Raw genomic sequence first — 21,682 nt, forward strand, 5'->3', positions numbered from 1 at the left:
ACGATCAGCGGCGCGCTATAAACTTGCTTATATCGACACGCGACCAGTCAATTTTTCGATTTCTGAGCATCGCCGCCGGGGAGTCCTTGCGGCGCGTCTCGTATGCGTCTGGAAGTAACCCGTTCCTGATGGCGTCTTGACGGTTCTCTTGGCAGGTCCCCCACCTTAAATTTACAAGTCGGTTATCTGTCTTTACGTCGTTATAGTGCAAAGCCATGCATCCATCCGGACGCGGGCCGACGAATGCCTCTAACACCAACTGGTGCACTTTGCGCGACTTTGACGTTCCGTCTCTGCAAAGGTGTACCTGCTGGTGCGTGGAATGCCCTGACTTATGCGGCTTGAGAACTCGGCCGACTTTCTTGGCGCCTTGCTTTGTGACTCGATCCAGTGATCTAACTCGGCCGAGATCGGACACCTCATATAACCCCTCGTATTCAACAACGGGCAACCACAATTCTCCCATTTTCAGAACCGCTTTCACTCGCCGTAGAACTTGAACCACACGTGCCCGCCAAACTCCCAGCGGACCCGAAACGCGATAGCCCTCCAAAACGACGCAGGTAGACCAGTTTCAGCACAATCCGCATCCACACGTGGAACCTCGACAGTCGGCCAAGCCGACTTGTCCAAGTCCTCAACATCATCAATGTCGTCCAGGCCGATCTGCCCAAGCGCCGAACTGATCATGTCGTCAGCCGACTGCTCAGCCGAAACTTCGAGGCTCGCCAACTCCAAGCCGCGACGCTCAGGCACAGGCGCGTCCCCATCTTCCCAGCGCCGTATGGCCCGCTCAGACTCAAGCCCCCAATGGTTCGCGAGCCAGCCAGTTGACAAGCCGAGGCTTTCACGGATCGTCTTAAACTCTGCACCATTCATTTTCTTGTGCTCCTTATCGGGTCCACTCGGCATCTTCCCAGGCTTGATCGACGCGAGATTCGATCAACCGTGCGATGCCTTTGGTCGTCTCGTCGGCGCGCATCCAAGCGTTGAAGTCGGCCTTGATCGCGGCGACCGCTTTCGCCTGATCAGCGCTGATGCCGTCGAGTACCTGGGCGATAGTTTCGGGCGAGTAGTACTCGATCCGGTTGGCGAAAGTTGAGCTGTGATGCCATTCACCGAGATTCAGGTTGAGGGCGAGCGCCTCGGCCTTGGTTAGCCCGTGCTTCGCGACTTTGGGAAGCTGACTCCAGGGCATCCGCCCATCAATCTCGGCCCACTTGGCGCGACGGCTCTTGCTGTTTCCGGTGCTGTACGTGCTGGCCATGATCTGTGCCTTTCGGTCTCGGGTATGTCCTGCCGGACTGCCCTTCGTCTTGCTGACATCTCTATTGTAATACCTAAGTTAGGTACCAAGCAACCCCAACCCCCCCTTTTCCCGAACTACTTTCCACGGGCGGGTGGAGGGGTGGGGAGTTCGGGGGCACATCGAGGGCACACTTCCTTGCGCTCGCTTGGCTCTCGTTACGCTCCATTGCGCTACATCGGGCATAGTCAGACCCCACTTACCTGGTACACCGCGTGGGACTCGAACCCACAACCCGCTGATTAAGAGTCAGCTGTTTTACCCCGTTTGACTAGGGGTTTGATACCCTGAGGGCACATATAAGGGCACATCGTCAAAAAGGGCTAGTCAGGATGGCACGCATAGATCGCTGGTACACAGTGCAGGTGGTGGGTGGCAAGCGCCGCAAAGTCCGTACGGCGCAGTACGGCAAAGGCTTGCAGTGGGAGGCGCGGTGGCGCGACTCCGCTGGCGTGCAGCGGAAGAAGCGCTTCCAGTACGCCGACGACGCAGACGACTGGCTCGCCGAGCAGCGCATGTCGCCGAAGGCGCAGGCCGCGAAAACCACCCTCGCCGACCTCTGGGATCCATGGATCGCCGGAAAAGACGCCCTCAAGCCGAAGACCCGCGCAGGCTACGAGTCGAGCTGGCACACACACATCGAGCCCGAGCTGGGCGCCCGGCTCGTATCCACACTGACGGCCCGCGAGATCCGAGACTGGTACCGTCGCATCGGATCTACGGACGCCCGACGCTGTGCGCTGGTAGTCATCAAGGGCATGCTCAAGCTCGCAGTGGAGGACGGCATGCTGCCCGCCAATCCGGCCGCCAACCTATCGGGCGGGCAGTCGGTGAAGCGCCGCGTCGAGTCCCTGGAGCCCGATCAGGTGGACGCGCTGGCGAAGGCGTGCGTCGAGGTCGGCATCGAGGCTGAGTTTTGGACGCTGCTGGCGGTCGGGCTGCGGCTCGGCGAGATGGCCTCGCTCGCGCCGAGGAACGTCGCCAAGGCGGGCTCAGGCTACGTGCTACACATCGAACGCACCGTGCAGCGCATCGGCGGGCAGACGATCTACGGATCGCCGAAGTCGGGCCATCCGCGCGACGTGCCCTGCCCGGCTTGGGTCGCCGAGCGATTCCGAACCTCGGGGCCGCTGTGTCTGCCCGGCTCCGAAGGCGAGCCTTGGGTGTCGGAGACCTGGCGCACACCATGGGAGCAGGCCCGGAGAGCCGCCGGACTGCCCGAGCTGCACACGCACGACCTGCGGCACGTCTTCGCTGCCCGGCAGATCGAGGCCGGCACCGATTTCAAGACTCTCCAAGCCGTCATGGGGCACTCGAAGCTGTCTATAACTTTGGACTTATACGGCTCCATGGCCAGGCCGGACCTCTCGAAGGTCGCGGACATCACCGGCCGATCATGATCACCGTTCGGGCATGACTAAACCCCCGGCCCAACTCGGGCCGGGGGTTGTTTTCGTCTAGTCGTTGTCGGGGCTGACGACCACGTTGCCATAAACGATCGCGCTGATGCGATCCGCTGGGGCAGGCAGGCCAGGAAAATGTCAGAGGATCGTGCAAGAGTATCGAACATGAGTTCGGATAAGTGGTCACACCTCACGGTCAGCAACCTCGGCACACTCGCCCGCCTGCTGGGTATGCCAGCGTCAACGCTTCTCGATTGCGTGCTCAGCGGCATCGAAAATCTCATGCGGACTGACTCCCAGCACTCGGCATAAGTCCATGAACGCGGGCATGGGGATGTCACGTTTTGCGTTTAGGTAGTTCAGCACACTCGTGCGCCCCAGCCCTGACAATGAGGTCAACTGCTCAACCGTGATTTGACGCCGGGCGCGCTGCGCCCGAAGCTCGGCCGCCACGGCCGCATTGAATGAATCTCCATACTCGGTCATACACGTAATGTACACCTATGCAGACTAAAGGTCTACAAAACGATTCAAAAAGTTGTTCTGATTGGGTTGCTTGGTCCGCACATGTGTACTAGAGTGCTCGTATGCACACCAACCAAGAGACCGGCGCGAAGGTCGCAGAGGCGATCCGCCGGGCAGATCGCACCCAAGCTTGGGTCGCCGACAAGGCCGGTATTTCTACCGGCACCCTACGAAAGAAGTTGCGCGGCGGTACGTCGTTTACCGTCGCTGAATTGCGCGACATCGCCGAGGCCCTGAATGTCTCGCCGAGCTCCCTGCTACCCGTTGAATTCGCGGAATCGCGGGCTGCGGCATGACCATCGCGCTCGACGAAAACGGCATCGTCCGACACACGGTGGAGCTGGCCGCACTGTGCGAGATCGAGCAGATCAGCCGCAACACCGCGTATCTGCTGATCCGCCAGGGCGTTCTCCCGGTGCATCGCAAGAACCCGGCCGAGCGGCGCTCGCCGTATCTCGTCTCCCCCGCCGAGCACCGCGCGTATCAGCGCAACGTCTCGGCCGCATGAAAGCGGCGCCCACCTGAGCCAACAGATGAGCGCCGAGAGCACAAATAACTCACGGAAAGCATAACAGATGACCATCACATTCGTAGGCGGCGACAACAGATCGCCGTTCGACCAGATCAAGAAGACCCGCCCGGACGGCTCTGAGTACTGGAGCGCTCGGGAACTGGCTCCGGTTATGGGCTACTCAGCATGGCGCAACCTCGAGGTGCCGATCAACCGAGCTATCTCGTCGGCAATCAACCAAGGAATCGACGTAGCAACCAATTTTGCGGGATCCCGCAAAATTACCGCCACAAAGCCGCAAGAGGATTACGAGCTGTCCCGCTTTGCGGCGTACCTAGTCGCTATGAACGGCGATCCGAACAAGCCGGAAGTAGCAGGCGCTCAGGCGTACTTCGCAGTCCGCACCCGCGAGGCTGAGGTCGCAAAGCCAGCCCTCGACCTCTCGTCCCTGGACAGCATCAGCGCGATCCTGGACGCCGGGAAAGCCGCACTCAATCGTGCGCAGGCTGCCGAACGGCGGGCGCTTGCCCTCGAAGGCCCAGCCGCCCAGGCGCAAACCATGCGGGAAGCGGACGGACTGCGCACCATCTCCGACCTCGCCAACGATCTCAAAGTCCACGCGCAATCGAACTACCCGGGCGTGAAGGTCCTCCGCGATGACATCTTCGACCTCGCCGGACGGTGCGGGCTGATCATCCGGGGCAACACCGTCCGAAACAACCAGCCGACCGCGCAAGCCATCGAGGCGGGCTGGGTCAAGCCGAAAGACCACGAGTACCAAACCAAGCACCACGGCGTGCGCGCCACCTACTATGCGCGCCTCACTCCACGCGGATACGCCCGGCTCTGGGATGCCGCAATAGCCAACCTTCGCACCTATGGCCAGGTGCTCGCACCACGGAAAGAGATCGCCTGATGAACCGCCTATATAAAGCCGCGTACGTGATCGACGAAGAGCAGATCTGGGACGACGACATCGAAATGTACGGCGACGGGTACATCTTCCGCGTGGACGCCAACCCGACGACCGAAGCCGAGGGCGCCCCTGAGGGTTGGGACGAGTACTGCGAAGACAAATGGGGCGAACCACACGAATTCTTCATCCCCTCCGATCGCCCGATCTACCGCTCTCGCTCAGCCGCTCAGGACCGCGTGAACCTCATCAACCGGTGGGGAGGACACGCCGTGCTCATGGAGTGCACGCCCGAGTGGACGACTGTCGCGCAGGCGAACGCCTGGCGGAAACTCGATCGACTGGCCGACCGCATGCTGACCGCGCAAAAGAAGGTCGACGCCCTACACGCGCAGTACAGCGAGATTGCGAGAGGGGCTGCGCTATGACCGGGCTCACACCAATGCTCGCCCTGCTGGGTGCGGCAATCATCATCGCCGTCTGCGTGATCGCGACGGTCGCCATCGGATCGAGGCGGCCATGAAACGCATCCTCATCATCTCCGCAGCCTCGGTCGCAGCCGCCACTGTCGGCGCGCTCGGCCTGTCTATCGCGCTGCTCGTGGTGCTCGTTTTCGATTGCACCGCACACCTGCTTATCACTGATCCACGGAGGAGCGTCTCATGAGCCAGATCACCGTCCACAATCAGTCCGAGCTGGACGCGGCACTCGCCCGCGAGGACATCAAAAAAATCATCATCAACTCACCAGCTGACGTCTGGCTGACGCTCGGATCAAACGGCGCCGGGTCGTCCCGCGTCGTGGCTCGGGACTCGTCCCACGTCGTGGCCTGGGGGTTGTCCCGCGTCGTGGCTCGGGAGTCGTCCCGCATCGAGGTGACTGCGCCGGTCAACTCGATCCGCCCTATCGACCCCACAAAATGCAAGTCTCCGACCGTGCACGTGCTGCGCGAGGTTGACATCGATGGAGAGCCGGTGCAGGCATGAGTGACACACAGCTAGCCCAGATCGCTGCCGCGCTAGAGGCGCTCGTTCAGATGATCCGGGCAGAGATCGACAGGCTGGATGACTCGGACATCATCTACATCAACTGCGAGGGGTGCGGAAAGCAGACCGACGCCGCCGACCTGATCACCGAGGGCTGGCGCGGAGATGAGGACGGCTACATCTGCGCCGAGTGCGCCTCGGTCGAGGACGTGATCGAACGCCAGGTTGACGAGATGATCGAGGAGCGCGTGCTGGGGGTCGAACGATGAACCGCGACACTCCCCGCCACGATGACCACTGCCCGATCTGCCACGGCCGCGGCTACTACCTCGTCGAAATCGACCCCGACAGCGGCCCGGATTATGACCCGTGCCCCATCGCCGAGCAGGTCGAGAGCGATCGCACGCGAGAGCTGGTGGCGGCATGATCGTCACGAAGCCCGGAATTTACAACGACTTCGACGAGGCCGAATATCACAGCGACCCCATCGTCGACGGCTCGCTGTCCGCATCGGGCGCGAAACTGTTGCTCGACCCTCACTGCCCCGCGCACTACTACTACGACCGGACGCACCCGAGTAAGCGCACCAAGGCTCTTGATGCCGGATCTATTGCTCACGGCATGATCCTCGGCACCGGCGCGAAAGCGATCGCGTACCCGGAGAGCGTGCTGTCGTGCAATGGTGCGGCAGGGACCAAGGCGGCGAAAGAGTTCAAAGAGACGCACGAGGCGGACGGCTACATCGTGGTCAAGCAGGCCGAGCTCGACGAGATCACCGCCATGGTCGAGTCGGTGCGCAATCATCCGGTGGCTGGCGGATTCTTCCAAGCGGGCACCGGTAAGGCTGAGCAGTCGCTGTTCTGGAAAGACACCGCGCACGGCATCTGGCGCAGAGCTCGCCTCGACTGGCTGCCGACCATCAAGGAGGGCACCCGGTCAATCACCATCGCTGACCTGAAAACGGCGCGCACAGCCAACCCTCGCGACTGGCTGAGACATGCGGTCGACTTTGGATATGCGATGCAGGCAGCGAACTACATCGACGGCGTCAGGTCGCTGACCGGCATTGAATCGGTGCGGTTCGTGTTCGTGATCGTCGAAAAGGATCCGCCGTACGTGCCGGTCGTGATCGAGCTGGACGACGAGTCACTTCAAGCCGGCGCTGAGCTCATGAACAGGGCAGCCGACGTGTTCGCCCGCTGCAAATCAACCAACACCTGGCCCGGATACTGCGACGACCAGATCGTCACCGGCTCACTACCCGGCTGGTATCTCGACCACATCTACGACGACGCAATTGAGGTGTGACATGGACATGACCGACACCATCGCCCCGAAATCCGATCAAATGGACTTCGAGGACTTAGTTGGAGGCGAGCGGACGTTCACCATCACTGGAGTCCGTAAGGGGCCGTCATCTGATCAACCGGTGCAGATCGACCTGGAGGGCTTCGATCGGCCCTGGAGGCCAGCAAAGACCGTCCGCCGGATCCTGGTGCACGCATGGGGCACCGACGCGACGAAGTACGTCGGCAAGCGCGTCACGTTGTTTGGTGACCCGACCGTCAAGTGGGCCGGGAAGCCGGTGGGCGGCATTCGGGTGAAGGCGCTGTCGGGTATCGAAAAGTCGCTCACAGTGAATCTCACGGTCACTCGCGGCAAGCGTGAGCCGTTCACTGTCGACCCTCTTCCAGACGCCCCACAGCCTCGCTCAGACGGCCTGGCGGACGAGCGCATCGCCGAATGCACGGACACTGAGCTACTGCGCGACTGGTGGCGGCTGCATCCGGGTAAGCGCGACGCAATCAACGCCCGCGTGGCCGAGCTGCAGAACGCCGAGCAGGTCGACATCGAGACCGGCGAGATCCCGATGGACGACGGCCCGATGTTCCCGGAGGCGTCGTGAGCTGGGCAAGGTGGCGCGACTCGCCCTTGTGTGGATTCGACGTCGAGACAACCGGCACACACCCAGAGCAGGCGCACATCGTCACCGCGACGGTCGGCATCGCTCAGGGCAGTGATTGGCAGCCGACGAGCTGGCTACTAAAGACCGATCGGCCCATCCCTGACGAGGCTCAGCGCGTCCATGGCATCAGTACCGAGCAGGCGAACCGTGACGGCAGGGATCGAGCCGAGGTGGTCGCGGAGATCGCTGGCATGATCAGCGCGGCCTGGCTCGCCGGTGCCGCGGTCGTGGCTTATAACGCGGCATTCGATCTGACCGTCCTCGACCGGGAGCTTCGGCGGCTGAATCTCGGCTCGCTACGGCTCGGCGGCATGGTGATCGATCCGCTGATTGTCGATAAAGCCACCGATCGTTACCGCAAAGGCAGCCGCAAGCTCGCTGACGTCTGCGCGCACTACGGCATCACGCTGGACAACGCACACGACGCCGGAGCGGACGCTCTCGCAGCGGCACGTCTCGCCTGGACGCTCGCACCTCGGCTGCCGACCCGGACGGACGACCGGCTGGCATCCATCGATCTCGGCATGACGCAGCAGCGCGATTGGAGCCGTGAACAGCGGCTCGGATTGGCCGACCACTTCCGCACCAAAGATGACGAGCAAGTCGCCCGCGAAATCGAATCACATCTCGAATGGCCTATTTGGCCTGTGCAAGAAACCCTCACCGAAAAGGAATTAGTGGCATGACTAGGGATGAGATTGTGCCGAAATTAGCTGGCTTGATCGAGGCGACCGAACTAATGAACGGCATGCACGAGGAGGCAATAGCGAAAGACTGCGCCACGTTTATGGACGACCTTCGCAATTACTCGTCTCGCGCATATCAGGACTCGCACGGGAGACAAACCGCACTCGTGTACAGCATGGCCGGGACACAGAAAGCGACCATCAAACAACTACGAGCCCTACTGGACACAATCGAACAAAAGGAGGATGCATAATGCCTAGCCGCACCTACATCAACCCGCAAACCGGGGAGATTCACGAAGATATCAATCCGAGACAATTTGACGAAGTGCTCAGGGAACTGGGTGAAGGAAGCACCGTTTCCGAGTTATCTGAGAACTTCTGGGACCTGATTCAGCGGGTGCAGGAAACCGCGAAAGCCGGAACGTTGACACTATCTCTGCATGTCGCTTTCGATAAGCAGAACCGCATCACCGTAAAGGATGAAGTCAAGGTCAAACTGCCCGAATTCTCGCGCCCCGAAACAAGGTTCTTCCTCGACGGCCAAGGTAATGCCAGCCGCCGCGATCCGAACCAACCACTATTGCCGAGCCTCGATGACCGGCGCAACCAAAAGGAGCGAAACGCATGAGCTACCGCAATCCCGAAACCATTGAATTCGAAGACAACGCCTACGCGATGCCGAATCCGACGCCAACACTGATCGCCTCGCTCGCACAGCAGGCCGCGAACCCGCGACTGCTGGAGGAGGGTGTCTACAGCGTCCTCGACGCAGACGGCGCAGTGCAGATCGTCGAGACTAGCGGCTACCAGCATGATCGCAAAGAATCCGAATCACCGGCACCTCGTCGAATCAAGCGCACCATGATCGTGCGCGACGTGGAGTCGCTGCTCGACGCGATCGCTTCCAGCACCAACACAGAAAAGACTGAGCAGTCCATCGGGGAAGGCAGGGGCTGGTTGGAGGTGTGGGCCGACATTGACCGGCGGACCGTCACGGCGATCACCGATGGCGTGGACGGCTGGCGTGAGCATCGAATCCGGCTGGAGCTGCGGCACTCCGCCGAGTGGGAGGACTGGGTAGATATTGACGGGAAACTGCTGGATCAGGTGCCGTTCAGCGAGTTCGTCGAGGACCACATGTCTTCGATCGCTCATCCGGACGGCGCTCAGTTACTCGACATCTGTCAGACGCTGCAGGCTCACACCGGGGTCGCATTCAAGCAGCAATCCATCCTCGCCAATGGGCAGCGAGCTTTCCAGTGGGAAGAGACTGTCGAAGCCAAGGCTGGCCAGAAGGGCGACCTCAGCATCCCCAACGAACTGACCTTGGCGCTGAGGCCATTCCAAGGCAGTGAGCCGGTCGCGATCACCGCACGATTCCGATTCCGTCCCGCCTCGGACGGTCTGCGGCTAGGCGTTCGCCTGGTCGAAACGCCTCGGATCGTCGAGGAAGCGTTCGACGACATGGTGGCCGAGGTGTCCGCCAGCATCCCCGTCGCTGTGCGCTTCGGACGCCCCGAAGCCTAACCCCACTACCCGCGCCCGACTGCCGACAACCCCCGGCAGTCGGGCGCACCCTCAAACGAAAGACCCGCTCATGAAAACCGTCGTCCTCACTTACGTTCCTTGCCAGACCCTTAATCCAGACATCTGGTTTCCGAACCCCGCAGATGTCGAGGTTCGTCAGGCCGCAATCAACCTGTGCCACGCCTGCCCCATGCTCGCCGCCTGCCGGAAAGCCACCGATGACCTCGAAGATCGTATCGGCCCGCAATTAGGAATCTGGGCGGGGCAAACCAGATACCAACGCAGACAGCGCACCGGCCGCGTGAAATTCGCCAACGCCTGCGTCGACTGCGGTGCCCGAATATCGCGTGCACGAGCCGCCGAGAGCTATTGCAAAGGCTGCGCCGAGCGGCACCACGTCTACACCCCGAAACAATCCACACACCGCCTGAAAGGACAAAGTCGATGAAAGCACTCGACGACATTGAGGCCAGCTGGACGCGGGTCACCACCATGGATGACCACGGCACACCCGAATACGCGGAGGCAGTCGATGAGTCGGTACGTGACGTACCGCAGCTGGTGAAGGCACTGCGGGCGGTGCTGGAGCTGCATGTCAGTGATGGTGAGTCCCAGGGCTATACGCCTGATGGCTACAGGGTAATCCCCAGCGCATGCAGTCAGTGCGGCACGCCGGGAGAGTATGGGATTCCCTGGCCGTGCGCCACGGTGCGCGCCATCGAATCTGCCCTCGCTCCCCGCCCGCAGATCACCAACGAGCAGGTAGAGGCGGGCGCTGAGGGTCTTTGGTGGTCGCTGAGTGAGGTCCACAACGCAGCTTGGGAAGACCTGCGTGACAGCACGCGGGCGATGTACCGCAGGCAGGCCCGTGCCGCGCTTGAGGCTGCTGCGGAGGTGCAGAGATGAGCCGGCTCGGTGGCGTGGTCGGCCATGTCTACCTCGAAGTCGGCACCGCGCGACTAGACCTCGGGAATATTGATATCCCGATAGAGGCGGCATGCGAGGCGCACAACGGCGATCTCGTGATCCATATGGCCCCGAACCTGCGCGAGGTTCGCGAGTGTATCGAGACCATTTTCAGGCAATCCGTCAAGGACGAGGAGGCAGGACTATGAGCAAGCTCCGCGTCTACAAGCAGGGCGTCGCGATCATCGTAATTGGCACACAGGACACCTACGAGGCCTGTCTCGCCGCTGGCCTTAGCCCCGAAATTCACCGATGGGGCTCCACCGAATGGGGCATGTACGCGAGACGCAAGTACGGCTGGACGGCGTACGACAACGACCAACACCCGAAGGATGCCCGGCCCGGTGTTCGATTCAACGGACCAGTTAGAGCACGCGACGACGCAGAGGTACATCGATGAGCGGACACGCGATATTTGCGATCGGCGGCAATGAGTCCGGCAAAACCGTCTACTGCACCTGTGGGGCCAACATTCACGAGCCGTCTAATACGCCGATGCTGAGCGCATGGTCTAAACACGTTGAGCAGGTGGTGCGCGAGGAGGTTATGCGGGAAGCTGGCGTCTCTGTGCACGCCGAGCAGGCCGCGATGTCAGCCGACGTGTCATGTCGTTTAGTGCGCGAGGACAAGATCAGGGAGCTGATCGCGCAAGAGATCGAGTCTGAGCGCGGCGCCGGAAACGCCTTTCGCGACGCGACTATCGACCGCGCCGCCGCTATCGCGAGGGGGGAGTGGTCGTGAATAACGAGTATCTGATCCTAGATGAGGCACCCTGTCTCTCTATCAACAACCCTGATTGTGATGCGTGCTGCGTCGAGGTGGACTCCGACGGAGATGGATACATCTGTCCCTCGTGCGGCACCTTCTGGGGATATAGCTGTGGGGACGGAGAAGCCGGAGAACTACTGGAGGAGTGGGCCGGCGAGGTGCCTGAAGGGCCGCGAGTCTCGAATGGAGACGCGTGGCTAGTTGCGCGCTTCCGGGGTGAGGAGCGAGTCGCTGAGGCTGAGCGGGTCAATGCCATGCGAGACCGGAAGGCTGAGTCGTGAACTACTGGCATGGCGGTATTCGCCCGAAAGACGGTCTGCTCACACCCCAGCCGATGGCTCGCTGTGGCGAGCCCGGTGACGGCTACGTATACATCACCACCGACCGGGATCTCGCGGCGACCTACGCAGCTACCCTGCCCGGCTCATGGGTGATGGAAGTGGAGCCGGTCGGCGAGGTCGAGCGCGACCCCGGGAGCATCCTCGCCACATCATTCCGGTGTAGATCGGCGCGGGTGCTGTGGTCGTACTCGATCTCCAATGCAGAGCGGGAGCAGCGCGTCCGGTCGGTCGGGAGGTTCGCGTGATTCAGACGTTGACGCTCGCTATTCCGTCCAGCGACTGGATGACGAGTAACCAAAGGCTCCATTGGGCGGAGAAGGCGCGCAGGACGCGAGCTGTACGCCTAATGGCCGCGTGGGCGGCACGGCGTCAGGGATTAGCCCCGATGCGATGCCCTGTGCACGTGACAGTCACCGTACAGCCCCGAACCAAGATCCGGTTCGATCCGGGGAACGTGAGTCCGATATCGAAAGCGGCTCTCGACGGACTGACGGACGCAAAGATTTGGCCCGACGACTCGGCCCAATTTGTGATCGGTCCGGATCACCGAGCCGGCCAGCCGGACCCCGAACTGCGACCCGGCTGGCACCGAATAATCATCGACATCGAGGAGATCAACCAATGAGCATCCAAACCATCATCGTCGGCAACCTAACCGGCGATGTTTCTCTGCGGTTCACGCCAGCAGGCCAGGCGGTGGCGAACTTCACCATCGCACAAACCGACCGGAAGTTTGATCGGCAGACCAACGAATGGACAGACGGCGACACCTCGTATCTGGACTGCACGATCTGGCAGCGCCCGGCCGAGAACGCCGCCGAGACCCTGCGCAAGGGAATGCGGGTGGTCGCAACCGGCCGTTTGCTCCAGCGCAACTACGAGGACCGCCAGGGAAACAAGCGGTCCAAGTTCGAGCTCCAGATAGACGAGGTAGGCCCGTCGCTGAAAACGCAGGTCGGCGAGATCCGCAAGGCTGGCTCAGCCCGTCCTCAGACCCAGCAGGCACCCGCGCAGTATCCGGGTAACGATCCGTGGGCGGACACCAAACCCGTCGACGCACCGCCGTTCTGAGGGGGCCGGATATGGACTGGTTTGTGCAGGTGTTTTCGTCGCCGTTCGCAATGGTGGCGCTCTATGCCTGCTGCTACATCCTCGGGCGCCATCGTGGATACCAGCGAGGGCACGAGGCGGCAGAGAGGTCTTATGCGAGGCGCGAGTCGTTGACGCTCAACGTAGGTGACGCAGTACTCTGCGCGCTCGAAAACGACAACGTTGCCGCCGTCACGGTCACCAGAAGCGACCAGGACCAGGAGTTCACTGTCTGGCCGGAAAGGTTGCCGTCGTGAACGAGGTAGACCTACCTTCAAAGGACGATAGGCCGGGCATTCTGATTGCACATGAGATGCCGGACCATCCGAAGATTGCACCGCTATCTGATGCCGCGTTTCGTCTACTGATTAAGGCGTGGGCGTACTGCTCGCGGCTCGAAACAGACGGGCGTATCCCGAACGTCATATGGCAGAGCATGGGCCCGGCGAAAGCACGTAAGGAATTGCTCGCCCCGCCGGTCGCCATGCCTGACAAGACGCCACTAGTAATTCAGCGCGAAGGACATGTCGAATGCCATGACTACCTGGCGCATCAGCGATCCTCGGGCGAAATTGAGGCGATCAAGAGCAGCCGATCAGAGTCCGGTGCCCTCGGTGCTCACAAGCGGTGGCACGTCGCAAGACGGGTCCATGTCGAGTCGTGCCCTTACTGTAACCCGAGTAGTTCGGTAGCTAACGCATAGCAAACGCTATAGCAAGTGCTATGGCAAACGCCATGATTTCGATGGCAAACGCTATAGCAAAACGATGGCGATGCGATGGCATATACATAGTCATAGACATAGGCATGTATTTATTACTTACCTAAGGCGTACAGAGTTACGTCTGTAGGTGGTTAAGATCTAAATCACCAAATCCAAAATCGTCACTTAGCTGACGTGCGCGCGAGCAACGTTTTGGATTTGGAAGGAGGGAATTATGGATACCGCCGAGATCGACCGCTTGGCCCACGCCATCGCGGTCTTGAGGCCCGACTGGCCGGTAGGCAGCCTGCGAGCCTTCATGACTTCCAACTTGGCTACCCGCCCATACCTGGACGCCGCCGTTGTCATGTCGTGGGTTGCGTGCGATCCGAAGACCAGAACCCCCAAGCGCGTCCTCGAAAGCGGCCCATGGTGGGAAGCGTTGAGGCCAACCGACGTCAAACCGGAGCGTCCGAAGTTGAGCGATGCCGAGACTTGCGCCGGGTGTTTCCGGAGCAGGGAGGGGCACGACAAGGCCGAGGCGCTCGTTTCGGAAGAGGCTCGCCACGCCTGGATCTCTGTCGCTGATCGCAAGCGGCAGCAAGCTGTGCGGCCAGACGAGACCCGTGGTTTGGATCATCACGTGCCAGCTGATGTACCGCTGTCGCAGATTGGGAGAGGACGGGCAGCATGAGCGAGCGAGCGGCAGGCACGCTGACGGCAGACGACCTCGGGCACGAGGTGACGACGCCCGCGTTCGCCAGCGATTGCAGCATCACCGGCGCCCTCGTCGAGGTGCAGCACTGGGCGTTGGGTGCAGATCGGAGGACCATCGTGCATGTCGAGCATGACGGGCATCGCACGCAGGTCTACCTGCCGGCAGCTGCCACGGTGGTGGTCCGGTGAGAGGAGGACGAGTGAGTCAGAAATACCCCTCAGGCTGGCGTAACCGGGTCCAGGACGCGAGCACGGCTCGAAACCGCATTCGTGTACGTCATGGCCTTAGAACGGCTCACAGCGTCGAATTTGGGGACGAGTGATGGTAGAATTGAGTTCACAGACAAAAACGGCTCGGACAAGTGCAGCAACACTCGCCGAGCCTAACCACAGCGACTATCCAGGAGTCGGAATGGCTAATGCCAAGAGTACCTTCGATTGCATCATCTCCGCCATTGCGGACAGCTGGTACCAGCAGCAGGCGCGGTTGGCGTTCCAGCAAGAGTACGATCGGGAGCTAGATCCTCTGGTTTGGGTTCGGACCACGTGCAAGAACCGTTGCCTAAACCCACAACACCTCGTCATTCACCAGCCCGTCAAGATCAAATACCCGGCCGGTGTTTGTGTCTATTGCGGGTTTCCGTCAGGCACGAAAGACCACCTGATTCCGAGGGCCTGGACCGGCGAGGCTAGACGTTCGCAGACTGCGGTCGTCCCGGCGTGCGCCGAATGCAACTCGCGTATCAATGACTTCGGTAGCCCCAACGTTCAGCGCCGCCGGGAACGTGTTCGTGAGTTGATGTGCAGGAGATATCGGAACATCCTCTCAGCTCCCGACTGGTCGAAGTCTCAACTCTCCGAGCTGGGACGCACGCTGCGGAACGGAGTAGAGTTGCGACAAGCCAAGAAGCAGGCTGTTCTCAGCAGGCTCCAATGGCCAGAAGATCCGTTCTACGACCTTCGCGCATTTCAGTTATCTGGGATTGACGATCCGGTAATTCTTGACCTGTGCGATGACCCAACTATTTCCCGCGATGCCGCATGAGTGACCAGCGGTGCGAGATGACGGATCTTCCGACGATCATGTGTGCTCACTGCTCGGGAAATACCGGCGACGACTCCGAGATTCCAGAGATCAACCCCAACCGTCAGGAGCGGATCGTTCACGTCAGCGGCGCACTCCAGGGGTACAGCGGTCTGCCGTACTATCCGCCGTCGGAGCGGCGAGCCTCGAACGTGGACGGCGGCCGGACATGCTCTTGTGGCCAGCCGTGCGGCGACGCCTTCGTCTGCTCCTCGTGCGCCGACGACATTGATCGTTGCCTCGGTGACGTGCCGGCGTTGGTGGAGGATCTCGACATCGCGGCCGCGAGACTGGACAACGTCCGCTCGTGGCCACGGGCACCGAGACTGAAAGACTCACCATCATTGCTCGGGAAACCGGTGCGCGAGTGGACGTTCGAGGATTCGGACATGACCCTGCGCGACGACATCACTGCCCGGACTATGCGCATTCTCGGCCGGGGCAGACCCGACAACCCTGGACCTGCTGCAGCACGTGACCAGCTGGACAGGATCTTGGTGACTGCGGTTGCTGTGGTTGAGCCGACAGTTCCGGGCCCGCACGATCCGGTCACGATGTCGAGATGGATGCTCCGCAATTTGCAGCGCATCATTCACCATCCGGAAGCACCCGGCATTGTGGAGCAGGTCACCAAGGTCCACGACCGCTGCATGCGCCTGGTCGACAACGCACCAGACCGTACTTTGTGGGGATACTGCTCCGTCATTCTCGACGATGGCCTGCCGTGTGACGCGCCGGTCAGTATCCCGAACGGTGCTGATGTGTGGACGTGCGAGTGCGGCACACAGTATCGGGTGGAGGATCTGTCGGCGGCCAGGATCGATAAGGCGCGGGATTCGGTGCTGACAATGAGGGAGCTTGCGTTGATCTCGGGCAAGACGGTGAACGCGGTGAAGGGTGTGCTGCGTCGGCGTGGCATTGAGCCTGTCGGATCGAGGGATGTGGACGGCAAGCAGGTAGCGACGTTCCGTGGTGCCGACTTCCTGGACACGCTCACGGCGAGTGCTTGACATGCTGCGACCAAACCTTGTGGTACGCTTCGGCTGTAGCCGGAACTGTGGAACCAACGGGATCGGCTTTCTTCATGTCATAGTCCCCTCGCCGGGCCTCTCAGCGATTGCACAAATGGCGAGGGCCTATTCGACCCGTACCCGGTGAGACTCGGCGCGCCACACACGCAGTGCGCCGAGGGGTTACTCCCGTGGTGCGGGATCATCGTCCCATCCCGGGCTGGACACCATCGCGCAGTGGGGACGCGATGAATGCAGATCCCCCGGGATGGGCGGCAAGTTTGGAGGTCCGGATGAGCACAAGCCGGACCGGTACCGCCGCATACAAGCGGTGGCGCACCGCAGTGCTCCGACGTGACCGGCTCGCCGGCGTGAGCCGCTGTCCAATCTGTGGAGTTGAGATGGATTACGACGTTGGACTAAAGCCGAACTCAGCTGAGCCTGATCACATACTCGCAGCGGTGTTCGGTGGAAGGAACGAGATTGAGAATGGTCGCGCGATCTGTCGTCAGTGCAATCAGCGTCGAGGAAATGGTTTGAATGATCGCAAGCCAAAGACAACAAAGGTTGTGACAAACCTGGTCGCCTGGTGACCGACTGACAAACCTCGACCGACCAACCGGGGCCGGGGCGACTGATGACTGACCATGGGGGAATACCCCTTCCCCCGCCTCAGCCTCGCCCCCGAAGGCATAGCGAAATATCTCCCCGGCTCGATTTCCCATAGGAGGCCCCGCCATGGCAGAGGACCCTGAGCCAAGGAAGCGATCGAAGACCATCCTTCAAGCAGCCTCCGATGGCTCGCAAAAGGACGTTCTTATCGCTCTGCGCCGACGGCTGGCCAGCTCGATTCAATCGAAAGACACGCCTCCCCGAGATCTCGCTGCCCTATCCCGCCGACTCATGGAGGTCATGGACCAGTTGGAGGCGATCGAGGCGCAGAGCCAAAAGGGGGACGGCGTTGTTGAGGTCCCCGTCGATGCACCATTCGACCCCGAAGCTATCTGAGGCCGCCCGCCACCTGAACATCCCGTCCGGCATCGTCTCAACGGCCTGGCCGTCGGTGCAGGCGCAGTGTGCGAAGCTCGATGTCGGCTTCGACAATTGGCAGATCGGTATCGGCTCGTTGACGTTGTCGAAACGCAAGGACGGGCTCTACGCGTGCGGCGTCGGTGGCGCAGTGCTATCGATCCCTCGACAGACCGGCAAGACCTACCTGCTCGGCTGGATGATCTTCGCGTTGTGCATCATGTATCCGGGCCTCACGGTCATCTGGACAGCACACCGAACGCGCACCGCCTCAGAAACCTTCGGGTCAATGAAGTCGATGGCCCGCAAGCCGAAAGTGAAACCGCTCATCGCCAGCGTCCGGTCGGTCAACGGCGAGCAAGGCATCGAGTTCACCAACGACTCGCGCATCTTGTTCGGTGCTCGCGAGTCGGGGTTTGGCCGCGGTTTCGCTGAGGTCGACATCCTCGTCCTAGACGAGGCGCAGATCCTCTCTGAGGATGCCATGTCGGATATGGTTCCCGCGACGAACGCGGCGCCGAACGGCCTGGTCATCCTGGCCGGCACACCCCCGCGGCCGAAAGACACGGGCGAGGTATTCCGCAACCGCCGCGCTGACGGCCTTAATGGTGATCCAGACACGCTGTATGTCGAGTTTTCGGCCGACCGCGGCGCATCCCTGGACGACTGGGGTCAGTTAGCGAAAGCTAACCCGTCTTATCCGCACCGAACCGGCAAGACAGCGATCCTGCGCATGCGGAAGTTACTCGGTTCAGACGACAACTTCCGCCGCGAGGCATTCGGCATCTGGGACGAAGGCGGCGCTCGCCGCGCCATCTCCGAAGATCTTTGGGAAACCACCGCCGTCGACGAGGCGCCCGAAGGCATCAAGTCGTTCGGCGCCGCATTCAGCCTGGACGGCACTCGTCAGGCAGTCGCAGGGGCGGTTAAGTCGGACGACTCGATCCACATCGAGATGATCGACGCATGCACAGGCTCGACCGAATGGGGCGTAGCCGCAACCGCATCCTGGCTGGCGAAACGCTGGCGGGACGCCGCGATGATCGCAATCAGCGGTGCTGCAGGATCTCAGGCTCTCGTCGACGCGCTGATCAAAAAGGGCGTGCCAAAAAACGTCATCCACGTGATGACGACGACCGAATACACGGCCTCCTGCTCAACATTCCTGGACGGCCTGCGAAACGGCTCCATCACCCACCCGAAAGCCGAGGAGGGCGACATGCTCGAAGACTCGGTAGCCGTCTGTGACCAGAAAAGGCGCAGCGCATCAGGTGCATGGGGCTGGCAGGCGACCACGGTAGACGGAGACGAAACGCCGATCGAGGCAGTGAGCGTCGCAGCCTGGGCCGCGCGCACATCGAAGCGACGCCCGATCGGAGCAACTAAAAGGAGGTCGATTCTGTGATCACTACACCTCCAGCAATCAAAGGCCTCACTGAGTATGAAACTGTTGCCTTTGCCAAGATGTGGCAGCAATGGCAAGCGAAGCGGGTAAAGAATCAACTTCTCGATTGCTACTACGACTTCCACCGAATGTTTCGCGACCTAGGCATCTCGATTCCGCCGCAGATGGTTAACGTCAAGGCCGCGCTCGGCTGGCCGTCGAAGGCTGTGCAGGCCCTTTCTCGTAAACACGTGTTCGAGGGGTACGCAATCGACGGGCAGTCTGACCCGTTCGATATCGGCGAAATACTGGTGCGTAATAACTTCGATGTCGAGCTTCCGCAGGTGATCAACTCTGCATACAAGAACTCCTGCGCGTTCGTCACTGTGACCTCTGGAGATGAGTCGATCGGCGATCCTCCAGTGGTGATTCAGCCGCGCGATGCCAACTGGTCAACTGGACTGTGGGATAAGCGCCGGCGCCAATTCTCGGCCGCAATGACAATCACCGACACCAAGGACGATGAGCCGTCCGAGGTGATCCTGTATTTCGCCCACGACATTGTCGCACTTCGACGAGATCGAGCGCAATGGTCAATCGACAGGCTAGGAAACTCAACGGGCCGCGTTTTGGTCGAGATGCTCTCGTATGACCCGCAACTATCGAGGCCATTTGGGCATTCCCGAATTACTCGCGAGGTGCGTTACCTAACCGACGCTGCTATTCGGACCTTGGTTCGGACCGAAACGTCGGCAGAGTTTTTCTCGTCGCCTCAGCGGTACGTTCTGGGGGCAAGTGAGGCCGCATTCCAGGGCGAGAGCCGCTGGACAGCTATCACTGGGCGCATTTGGAACCTCGATATCAACGAGGAGGGCAATAACCCAACTGTCGGGCAATTCCCTCAAATGTCGATGGACCCGCATTTGTCGATGTATCGGCAACTAGCACAGAATTTCTGTGCAGCCACGAATTTGCCTCAATCGTCGGTCGGTCTCTTTGCTGACAACCCGTCATCCGCCGAGGCGATGCAGGCGGCCGAATATGCGCTATCCGACGAGGCAGAGTATCAGTGGAGGATCTTCTCGGGACCCCTTCGCCGCGTCTTGGAGGATGCGGTGATGGTGCGCGATAAATTGACCGAGCCGCCTTCCGAATCGTGGAAAACGCGCGTCAACTGGACGCCGGCCCGGTACGTCTCGCCGCAGGCATCCTCGGACTATATCGTGAAGATCGTGCAGGCGTTGCCGCAGGTCGCAGAGACTTCTGTTGCTCTACGACGTGCCGGATTCTCGCAGGGCGAGATAGACGAGATCAATGCTCAGGTGCGCAAGGGGCAAGCGCGATCCCAGATCGCCGCGCTTGCTGGCGCACCTGAGTCTGCCGCAGTGACCAATCAGGAGTCGCAGCAGACTTCTGGACAAGACGAAGCTGCCGATCTCAAGGCAAAATTCGATGCCCTTGGTGTTGCTGTCCGCGCGGGCGTCGACCCGGACGATGCTGCAACCCGTTTGGGTCTGGCGGGTGTGCGGTTTACCGGTGCAGTCCCTGTTTCGCTGCGCATGCCAGAGCAGGACGCTAAGGGTCTTGAGGAGAAATAGTAGTGCCGTCGGCGAGTGAGGTTGAGCAGGTTAGGCGTGCGCTGCAACGGCTATCGCAAGCGGCACAATCCGACTGGCGTCAAATCTTGGCCTCGCTTGGATCTGACGATCAAGCGTTGGTTTCGAAGGCTCTGGCCGAGTCGTGGACCGGAATTATCGAGTACTACGGCGACATGGCCTCCACCCTGGCCGCGGATCTGGTCGAGGAGCAGCTGGACAAGTGGGGTATGCAGGCGCGAACCGACATGGTTCCAGGTGTTGACCCAAAGCGTGCCACGGCACGTCTAGGGTGGGCGAATTCACAGCCGGACAAGCTCGGAAACATGCTCGTGTTGCTGGACGAGCTGGTGAAGCAGCCGTACCGGTCGACGCTTCAGGATTCAGCTATTAAATCGGGTGCTGGCTGGGCTCGTGTGCCGACCGGCGCCGAGACGTGCGAGTTTTGTATATTACTCGCCTCTCGCGGGGCCGTATATAGCTCGAAAAGGGTGACGATCTACGGATTCTCGGGTAAGCGATATCACGGTGATTGCGACTGCACACCGGCCCTTGTGCGTGGCCCTGAGGATTATCCGAGGGGTTACAACCCCGATGATCTATATGACCGGTACGACGCCGCAACCTCTGCGGCTGGCCGGAACGACGTAAAAGACATCTTGGCGCAGATGCGCCGCGACGCCCAGGCGAGCGGTTAATCGCTGACCATTTCCGAAACTCCCGAACTGGAGGAAACTATGCCCGAATCCAACGAACAGCAGCAGAACGATCCTGAGGCGAAGTTCACGCAGGCCGACATTGACCGGATTGTCACCGAACGGTTGTCTCGGCAGCAGAAGCAGTTCGCCGACTATGACGAGCTGAAAGACAAGGCTTCGAAATACGACTCGATGGCGTCCGAGCTGGCCGAACTGAAGGCGAGCAATCAGCTCGCCGACTGGAAGTCGCAGGTCTCGAAAGAGTTGGGCGTTCCGATCGACCTGCTGCGCGGAGCAACGCTCGAAGAGATTCAGGCGCATGGGGAAAGCTTGAAGCCATTTGTGACCGGAACGCCGGTAGCGCCAGTGGTGCCAAAAGCCGGCGATCAGCCGGAATCCAACGATAAAGAATCACCCGAGATCGAGCTATTGCGCGATATCGGGCTTTCCGAATAGCCAAGGAGGCTGAAAA

The 21,682-nt window shown here is 60.9% G+C and carries 33 protein-coding genes and 1 tRNA gene; 29 read left to right on the top strand and 5 right to left on the bottom strand.

Annotated features, from left to right (window positions below; all coding sequences use genetic code 11):
* Window positions 1–4: 4 nt before the first annotated feature.
* The 4 genes from QQ658_RS15475 to QQ658_RS15155 all read right to left on the bottom strand — a co-directional run bounded on the left by QQ658_RS15475 (window position 5) and on the right by QQ658_RS15155 (window position 1,581).
* Complete coding sequence (locus QQ658_RS15475; RefSeq protein ID WP_353057975.1) at window positions 5–466, bottom strand: NUMOD4 motif-containing HNH endonuclease; 462 nt, start codon at window positions 464–466, stop codon at window positions 5–7.
* Window positions 467–480: 14 nt separating this feature from the next.
* Window positions 481–879: a helix-turn-helix domain-containing protein gene (locus QQ658_RS15145; RefSeq protein WP_286027196.1), complete on the bottom strand. Its 399-nt coding sequence runs from the start codon at window positions 877–879 to the stop codon at window positions 481–483.
* A 13-nt stretch (window positions 880–892) separates the two neighbouring features.
* A complete protein-coding gene (locus QQ658_RS15150) occupies window positions 893–1,267 on the bottom strand; it encodes a hypothetical protein (RefSeq protein ID WP_286027197.1) in 375 nt (124 codons plus the stop codon).
* Between the two features lie 243 nt (window positions 1,268–1,510).
* A tRNA-Lys gene (locus QQ658_RS15155) sits at window positions 1,511–1,581 on the bottom strand.
* Window positions 1,582–1,638: 57 nt separating this feature from the next.
* Here QQ658_RS15155 and QQ658_RS15160 point away from each other — a divergent pair.
* Entirely contained in the window at window positions 1,639–2,706 is a 1,068-nt protein-coding gene (locus QQ658_RS15160; protein ID WP_286027148.1) for a tyrosine-type recombinase/integrase, read from the top strand.
* 243 nt (window positions 2,707–2,949) lie between these two features.
* Here QQ658_RS15160 and QQ658_RS15165 read toward each other — a convergent pair whose 3' ends face one another.
* Window positions 2,950–3,195 (bottom strand): helix-turn-helix domain-containing protein, encoded by a 246-nt coding sequence (locus QQ658_RS15165; RefSeq protein WP_286027149.1) that lies wholly within the window; start codon window positions 3,193–3,195, stop codon window positions 2,950–2,952.
* Between the two features lie 101 nt (window positions 3,196–3,296).
* On the opposite strand from QQ658_RS15165, the gene QQ658_RS15170 reads away from it, so the two are divergent.
* The 28 genes from QQ658_RS15170 (at window position 3,297) to QQ658_RS15300 (ending at window position 21,666) form a co-directional block, all read left to right on the top strand.
* Window positions 3,297–3,530 carry a helix-turn-helix domain-containing protein gene (locus QQ658_RS15170; protein ID WP_286027150.1) on the top strand — a complete coding sequence of 78 codons (234 nt, stop codon included), beginning with the start codon at window positions 3,297–3,299 and terminating at the stop codon, window positions 3,528–3,530.
* The gene (locus QQ658_RS15175; protein ID WP_286027151.1) at window positions 3,527–3,742 is read left to right on the top strand and encodes a hypothetical protein; all 216 of its coding nucleotides are present in this window, start codon (window positions 3,527–3,529) and stop codon (window positions 3,740–3,742) included. The genes QQ658_RS15170 and QQ658_RS15175 overlap by 4 nt, the downstream gene beginning before the upstream one ends.
* Before the next feature lie 67 nt (window positions 3,743–3,809).
* Window positions 3,810–4,661 (top strand): phage antirepressor KilAC domain-containing protein, encoded by an 852-nt coding sequence (locus QQ658_RS15180; RefSeq protein WP_286027152.1) that lies wholly within the window; start codon window positions 3,810–3,812, stop codon window positions 4,659–4,661.
* The gene (locus QQ658_RS15185; RefSeq protein WP_286027153.1) at window positions 4,661–5,086 is read left to right on the top strand and encodes a hypothetical protein; all 426 of its coding nucleotides are present in this window, start codon (window positions 4,661–4,663) and stop codon (window positions 5,084–5,086) included. Before QQ658_RS15180 ends, QQ658_RS15185 begins: the two co-directional genes overlap by 1 nt.
* Window positions 5,087–5,320: 234 nt before the next feature.
* Window positions 5,321–5,644, top strand: coding sequence for a hypothetical protein (locus tag QQ658_RS15190; protein WP_286027154.1), 324 nt, complete (start codon window positions 5,321–5,323; stop codon window positions 5,642–5,644).
* Window positions 5,641–5,913: a hypothetical protein gene (locus tag QQ658_RS15195; RefSeq protein WP_286027155.1), complete on the top strand. Its 273-nt coding sequence runs from the start codon at window positions 5,641–5,643 to the stop codon at window positions 5,911–5,913. Before QQ658_RS15190 ends, QQ658_RS15195 begins: the two co-directional genes overlap by 4 nt.
* Window positions 5,910–6,071 (top strand): hypothetical protein, encoded by a 162-nt coding sequence (locus tag QQ658_RS15200; protein WP_286027156.1) that lies wholly within the window; start codon window positions 5,910–5,912, stop codon window positions 6,069–6,071. The genes QQ658_RS15195 and QQ658_RS15200 overlap by 4 nt, the downstream gene beginning before the upstream one ends.
* Window positions 6,068–6,952: a PD-(D/E)XK nuclease-like domain-containing protein gene (locus QQ658_RS15205; protein ID WP_286027157.1), complete on the top strand. Its 885-nt coding sequence runs from the start codon at window positions 6,068–6,070 to the stop codon at window positions 6,950–6,952. Before QQ658_RS15200 ends, QQ658_RS15205 begins: the two co-directional genes overlap by 4 nt.
* A gap of 7 nt (window positions 6,953–6,959) precedes the next feature.
* Window positions 6,960–7,550, top strand: coding sequence for a hypothetical protein (locus QQ658_RS15210; RefSeq protein ID WP_286027158.1), 591 nt, complete (start codon window positions 6,960–6,962; stop codon window positions 7,548–7,550).
* A complete protein-coding gene (locus QQ658_RS15215; RefSeq protein ID WP_286027159.1) occupies window positions 7,547–8,296 on the top strand; it encodes an exonuclease domain-containing protein in 750 nt (249 codons plus the stop codon). The genes QQ658_RS15210 and QQ658_RS15215 overlap by 4 nt, the downstream gene beginning before the upstream one ends.
* 253 nt (window positions 8,297–8,549) lie before the next feature.
* Complete coding sequence (locus tag QQ658_RS15220; RefSeq protein ID WP_286027160.1) at window positions 8,550–8,927, top strand: YfdP family phage-associated protein; 378 nt, start codon at window positions 8,550–8,552, stop codon at window positions 8,925–8,927.
* Entirely contained in the window at window positions 8,924–9,826 is a 903-nt protein-coding gene (locus QQ658_RS15225) for a DUF2303 family protein (protein ID WP_286027161.1), read from the top strand. Before QQ658_RS15220 ends, QQ658_RS15225 begins: the two co-directional genes overlap by 4 nt.
* A gap of 70 nt (window positions 9,827–9,896) precedes the next feature.
* Window positions 9,897–10,274 (top strand): WhiB family transcriptional regulator, encoded by a 378-nt coding sequence (locus QQ658_RS15230; protein WP_286027162.1) that lies wholly within the window; start codon window positions 9,897–9,899, stop codon window positions 10,272–10,274.
* Window positions 10,271–10,732 (top strand): hypothetical protein, encoded by a 462-nt coding sequence (locus QQ658_RS15235; protein ID WP_286027163.1) that lies wholly within the window; start codon window positions 10,271–10,273, stop codon window positions 10,730–10,732. The genes QQ658_RS15230 and QQ658_RS15235 overlap by 4 nt, the downstream gene beginning before the upstream one ends.
* Window positions 10,729–10,941: a hypothetical protein gene (locus QQ658_RS15240; RefSeq protein ID WP_286027164.1), complete on the top strand. Its 213-nt coding sequence runs from the start codon at window positions 10,729–10,731 to the stop codon at window positions 10,939–10,941. Before QQ658_RS15235 ends, QQ658_RS15240 begins: the two co-directional genes overlap by 4 nt.
* Window positions 10,938–11,192 carry a hypothetical protein gene (locus QQ658_RS15245; protein ID WP_286027165.1) on the top strand — a complete coding sequence of 85 codons (255 nt, stop codon included), beginning with the start codon at window positions 10,938–10,940 and terminating at the stop codon, window positions 11,190–11,192. The genes QQ658_RS15240 and QQ658_RS15245 overlap by 4 nt, the downstream gene beginning before the upstream one ends.
* Entirely contained in the window at window positions 11,189–11,533 is a 345-nt protein-coding gene (locus tag QQ658_RS15250; RefSeq protein WP_286027166.1) for a hypothetical protein, read from the top strand. The genes QQ658_RS15245 and QQ658_RS15250 overlap by 4 nt, the downstream gene beginning before the upstream one ends.
* 304 nt (window positions 11,534–11,837) lie before the next feature.
* On the top strand, window positions 11,838–12,146 hold the full coding sequence (locus QQ658_RS15255; protein WP_286027167.1) for a hypothetical protein: 309 nt from the start codon (window positions 11,838–11,840) through the stop codon (window positions 12,144–12,146).
* 376 nt (window positions 12,147–12,522) lie between these two features.
* Window positions 12,523–12,972, top strand: a complete 450-nt coding sequence (gene ssb / locus QQ658_RS15260) for a single-stranded DNA-binding protein (protein WP_286027168.1) — start codon at window positions 12,523–12,525, stop codon at window positions 12,970–12,972.
* A gap of 11 nt (window positions 12,973–12,983) precedes the next feature.
* Window positions 12,984–13,247 (top strand): hypothetical protein, encoded by a 264-nt coding sequence (locus QQ658_RS15265; RefSeq protein ID WP_286027169.1) that lies wholly within the window; start codon window positions 12,984–12,986, stop codon window positions 13,245–13,247.
* Between the two features lie 1,136 nt (window positions 13,248–14,383).
* Window positions 14,384–14,599 carry a hypothetical protein gene (locus QQ658_RS15270; RefSeq protein ID WP_286027170.1) on the top strand — a complete coding sequence of 72 codons (216 nt, stop codon included), beginning with the start codon at window positions 14,384–14,386 and terminating at the stop codon, window positions 14,597–14,599.
* A gap of 223 nt (window positions 14,600–14,822) precedes the next feature.
* Window positions 14,823–15,455 (top strand): HNH endonuclease, encoded by a 633-nt coding sequence (locus QQ658_RS15275; protein ID WP_286027171.1) that lies wholly within the window; start codon window positions 14,823–14,825, stop codon window positions 15,453–15,455.
* Window positions 15,452–16,504 (top strand): hypothetical protein, encoded by a 1,053-nt coding sequence (locus QQ658_RS15280; RefSeq protein WP_286027172.1) that lies wholly within the window; start codon window positions 15,452–15,454, stop codon window positions 16,502–16,504. The genes QQ658_RS15275 and QQ658_RS15280 overlap by 4 nt, the downstream gene beginning before the upstream one ends.
* A 293-nt stretch (window positions 16,505–16,797) precedes the next feature.
* Complete coding sequence (locus QQ658_RS15480) at window positions 16,798–17,097, top strand: HNH endonuclease (protein WP_353057973.1); 300 nt, start codon at window positions 16,798–16,800, stop codon at window positions 17,095–17,097.
* Window positions 17,098–17,831: 734 nt separating this feature from the next.
* On the top strand, window positions 17,832–18,938 hold the full coding sequence (locus QQ658_RS15285; RefSeq protein WP_286027173.1) for a hypothetical protein: 1,107 nt from the start codon (window positions 17,832–17,834) through the stop codon (window positions 18,936–18,938).
* Window positions 18,935–20,515: a phage portal protein gene (locus QQ658_RS15290; protein WP_286027174.1), complete on the top strand. Its 1,581-nt coding sequence runs from the start codon at window positions 18,935–18,937 to the stop codon at window positions 20,513–20,515. Before QQ658_RS15285 ends, QQ658_RS15290 begins: the two co-directional genes overlap by 4 nt.
* Before the next feature lie 2 nt (window positions 20,516–20,517).
* Window positions 20,518–21,210 (top strand): VG15 protein, encoded by a 693-nt coding sequence (locus tag QQ658_RS15295; protein WP_502928977.1) that lies wholly within the window; start codon window positions 20,518–20,520, stop codon window positions 21,208–21,210.
* Window positions 21,211–21,249: 39 nt separating this feature from the next.
* Window positions 21,250–21,666 carry a hypothetical protein gene (locus QQ658_RS15300; RefSeq protein WP_286027176.1) on the top strand — a complete coding sequence of 139 codons (417 nt, stop codon included), beginning with the start codon at window positions 21,250–21,252 and terminating at the stop codon, window positions 21,664–21,666.
* The last annotated feature ends 16 nt before the right edge of the window (window positions 21,667–21,682 follow it).

This window comes from Propionimicrobium sp. PCR01-08-3 (assembly GCF_030286045.1).
Taxonomy (GTDB): Bacteria; Actinomycetota; Actinomycetes; order Propionibacteriales; family Propionibacteriaceae; genus Brooklawnia.

Excerpts from the sequence above, each read along its gene's own strand:
- QQ658_RS15475 (WP_353057975.1), bottom strand. The coding sequence starts at position 466 with ATGGGAGAATTGTGGTTGCCCGTTGTTGAATACGAGGGGTTATATGAG.
- QQ658_RS15145 (WP_286027196.1), bottom strand. The coding sequence starts at position 879 with ATGAATGGTGCAGAGTTTAAGACGATCCGTGAAAGCCTCGGCTTGTCA.
- QQ658_RS15150 (WP_286027197.1), bottom strand. The coding sequence starts at position 1,267 with ATGGCCAGCACGTACAGCACCGGAAACAGCAAGAGCCGTCGCGCCAAG.
- QQ658_RS15160 (WP_286027148.1), top strand. The coding sequence starts at position 1,639 with ATGGCACGCATAGATCGCTGGTACACAGTGCAGGTGGTGGGTGGCAAG.
- QQ658_RS15165 (WP_286027149.1), bottom strand. The coding sequence starts at position 3,195 with ATGACCGAGTATGGAGATTCATTCAATGCGGCCGTGGCGGCCGAGCTT.
- QQ658_RS15170 (WP_286027150.1), top strand. The coding sequence starts at position 3,297 with ATGCACACCAACCAAGAGACCGGCGCGAAGGTCGCAGAGGCGATCCGC.
- QQ658_RS15175 (WP_286027151.1), top strand. The coding sequence starts at position 3,527 with ATGACCATCGCGCTCGACGAAAACGGCATCGTCCGACACACGGTGGAG.
- QQ658_RS15180 (WP_286027152.1), top strand. The coding sequence starts at position 3,810 with ATGACCATCACATTCGTAGGCGGCGACAACAGATCGCCGTTCGACCAG.
- QQ658_RS15185 (WP_286027153.1), top strand. The coding sequence starts at position 4,661 with ATGAACCGCCTATATAAAGCCGCGTACGTGATCGACGAAGAGCAGATC.
- QQ658_RS15190 (WP_286027154.1), top strand. The coding sequence starts at position 5,321 with ATGAGCCAGATCACCGTCCACAATCAGTCCGAGCTGGACGCGGCACTC.
- QQ658_RS15195 (WP_286027155.1), top strand. The coding sequence starts at position 5,641 with ATGAGTGACACACAGCTAGCCCAGATCGCTGCCGCGCTAGAGGCGCTC.
- QQ658_RS15200 (WP_286027156.1), top strand. The coding sequence starts at position 5,910 with ATGAACCGCGACACTCCCCGCCACGATGACCACTGCCCGATCTGCCAC.
- QQ658_RS15205 (WP_286027157.1), top strand. The coding sequence starts at position 6,068 with ATGATCGTCACGAAGCCCGGAATTTACAACGACTTCGACGAGGCCGAA.
- QQ658_RS15210 (WP_286027158.1), top strand. The coding sequence starts at position 6,960 with ATGACCGACACCATCGCCCCGAAATCCGATCAAATGGACTTCGAGGAC.
- QQ658_RS15220 (WP_286027160.1), top strand. The coding sequence starts at position 8,550 with ATGCCTAGCCGCACCTACATCAACCCGCAAACCGGGGAGATTCACGAA.
- QQ658_RS15225 (WP_286027161.1), top strand. The coding sequence starts at position 8,924 with ATGAGCTACCGCAATCCCGAAACCATTGAATTCGAAGACAACGCCTAC.
- QQ658_RS15230 (WP_286027162.1), top strand. The coding sequence starts at position 9,897 with ATGAAAACCGTCGTCCTCACTTACGTTCCTTGCCAGACCCTTAATCCA.
- QQ658_RS15235 (WP_286027163.1), top strand. The coding sequence starts at position 10,271 with ATGAAAGCACTCGACGACATTGAGGCCAGCTGGACGCGGGTCACCACC.
- QQ658_RS15240 (WP_286027164.1), top strand. The coding sequence starts at position 10,729 with ATGAGCCGGCTCGGTGGCGTGGTCGGCCATGTCTACCTCGAAGTCGGC.
- QQ658_RS15245 (WP_286027165.1), top strand. The coding sequence starts at position 10,938 with ATGAGCAAGCTCCGCGTCTACAAGCAGGGCGTCGCGATCATCGTAATT.
- QQ658_RS15250 (WP_286027166.1), top strand. The coding sequence starts at position 11,189 with ATGAGCGGACACGCGATATTTGCGATCGGCGGCAATGAGTCCGGCAAA.
- ssb (WP_286027168.1), top strand. The coding sequence starts at position 12,523 with ATGAGCATCCAAACCATCATCGTCGGCAACCTAACCGGCGATGTTTCT.
- QQ658_RS15265 (WP_286027169.1), top strand. The coding sequence starts at position 12,984 with ATGGACTGGTTTGTGCAGGTGTTTTCGTCGCCGTTCGCAATGGTGGCG.
- QQ658_RS15270 (WP_286027170.1), top strand. The coding sequence starts at position 14,384 with ATGAGCGAGCGAGCGGCAGGCACGCTGACGGCAGACGACCTCGGGCAC.
- QQ658_RS15275 (WP_286027171.1), top strand. The coding sequence starts at position 14,823 with ATGGCTAATGCCAAGAGTACCTTCGATTGCATCATCTCCGCCATTGCG.
- QQ658_RS15280 (WP_286027172.1), top strand. The coding sequence starts at position 15,452 with ATGAGTGACCAGCGGTGCGAGATGACGGATCTTCCGACGATCATGTGT.
- QQ658_RS15480 (WP_353057973.1), top strand. The coding sequence starts at position 16,798 with ATGAGCACAAGCCGGACCGGTACCGCCGCATACAAGCGGTGGCGCACC.
- QQ658_RS15285 (WP_286027173.1), top strand. The coding sequence starts at position 17,832 with ATGGCCCGCAAGCCGAAAGTGAAACCGCTCATCGCCAGCGTCCGGTCG.
- QQ658_RS15300 (WP_286027176.1), top strand. The coding sequence starts at position 21,250 with ATGCCCGAATCCAACGAACAGCAGCAGAACGATCCTGAGGCGAAGTTC.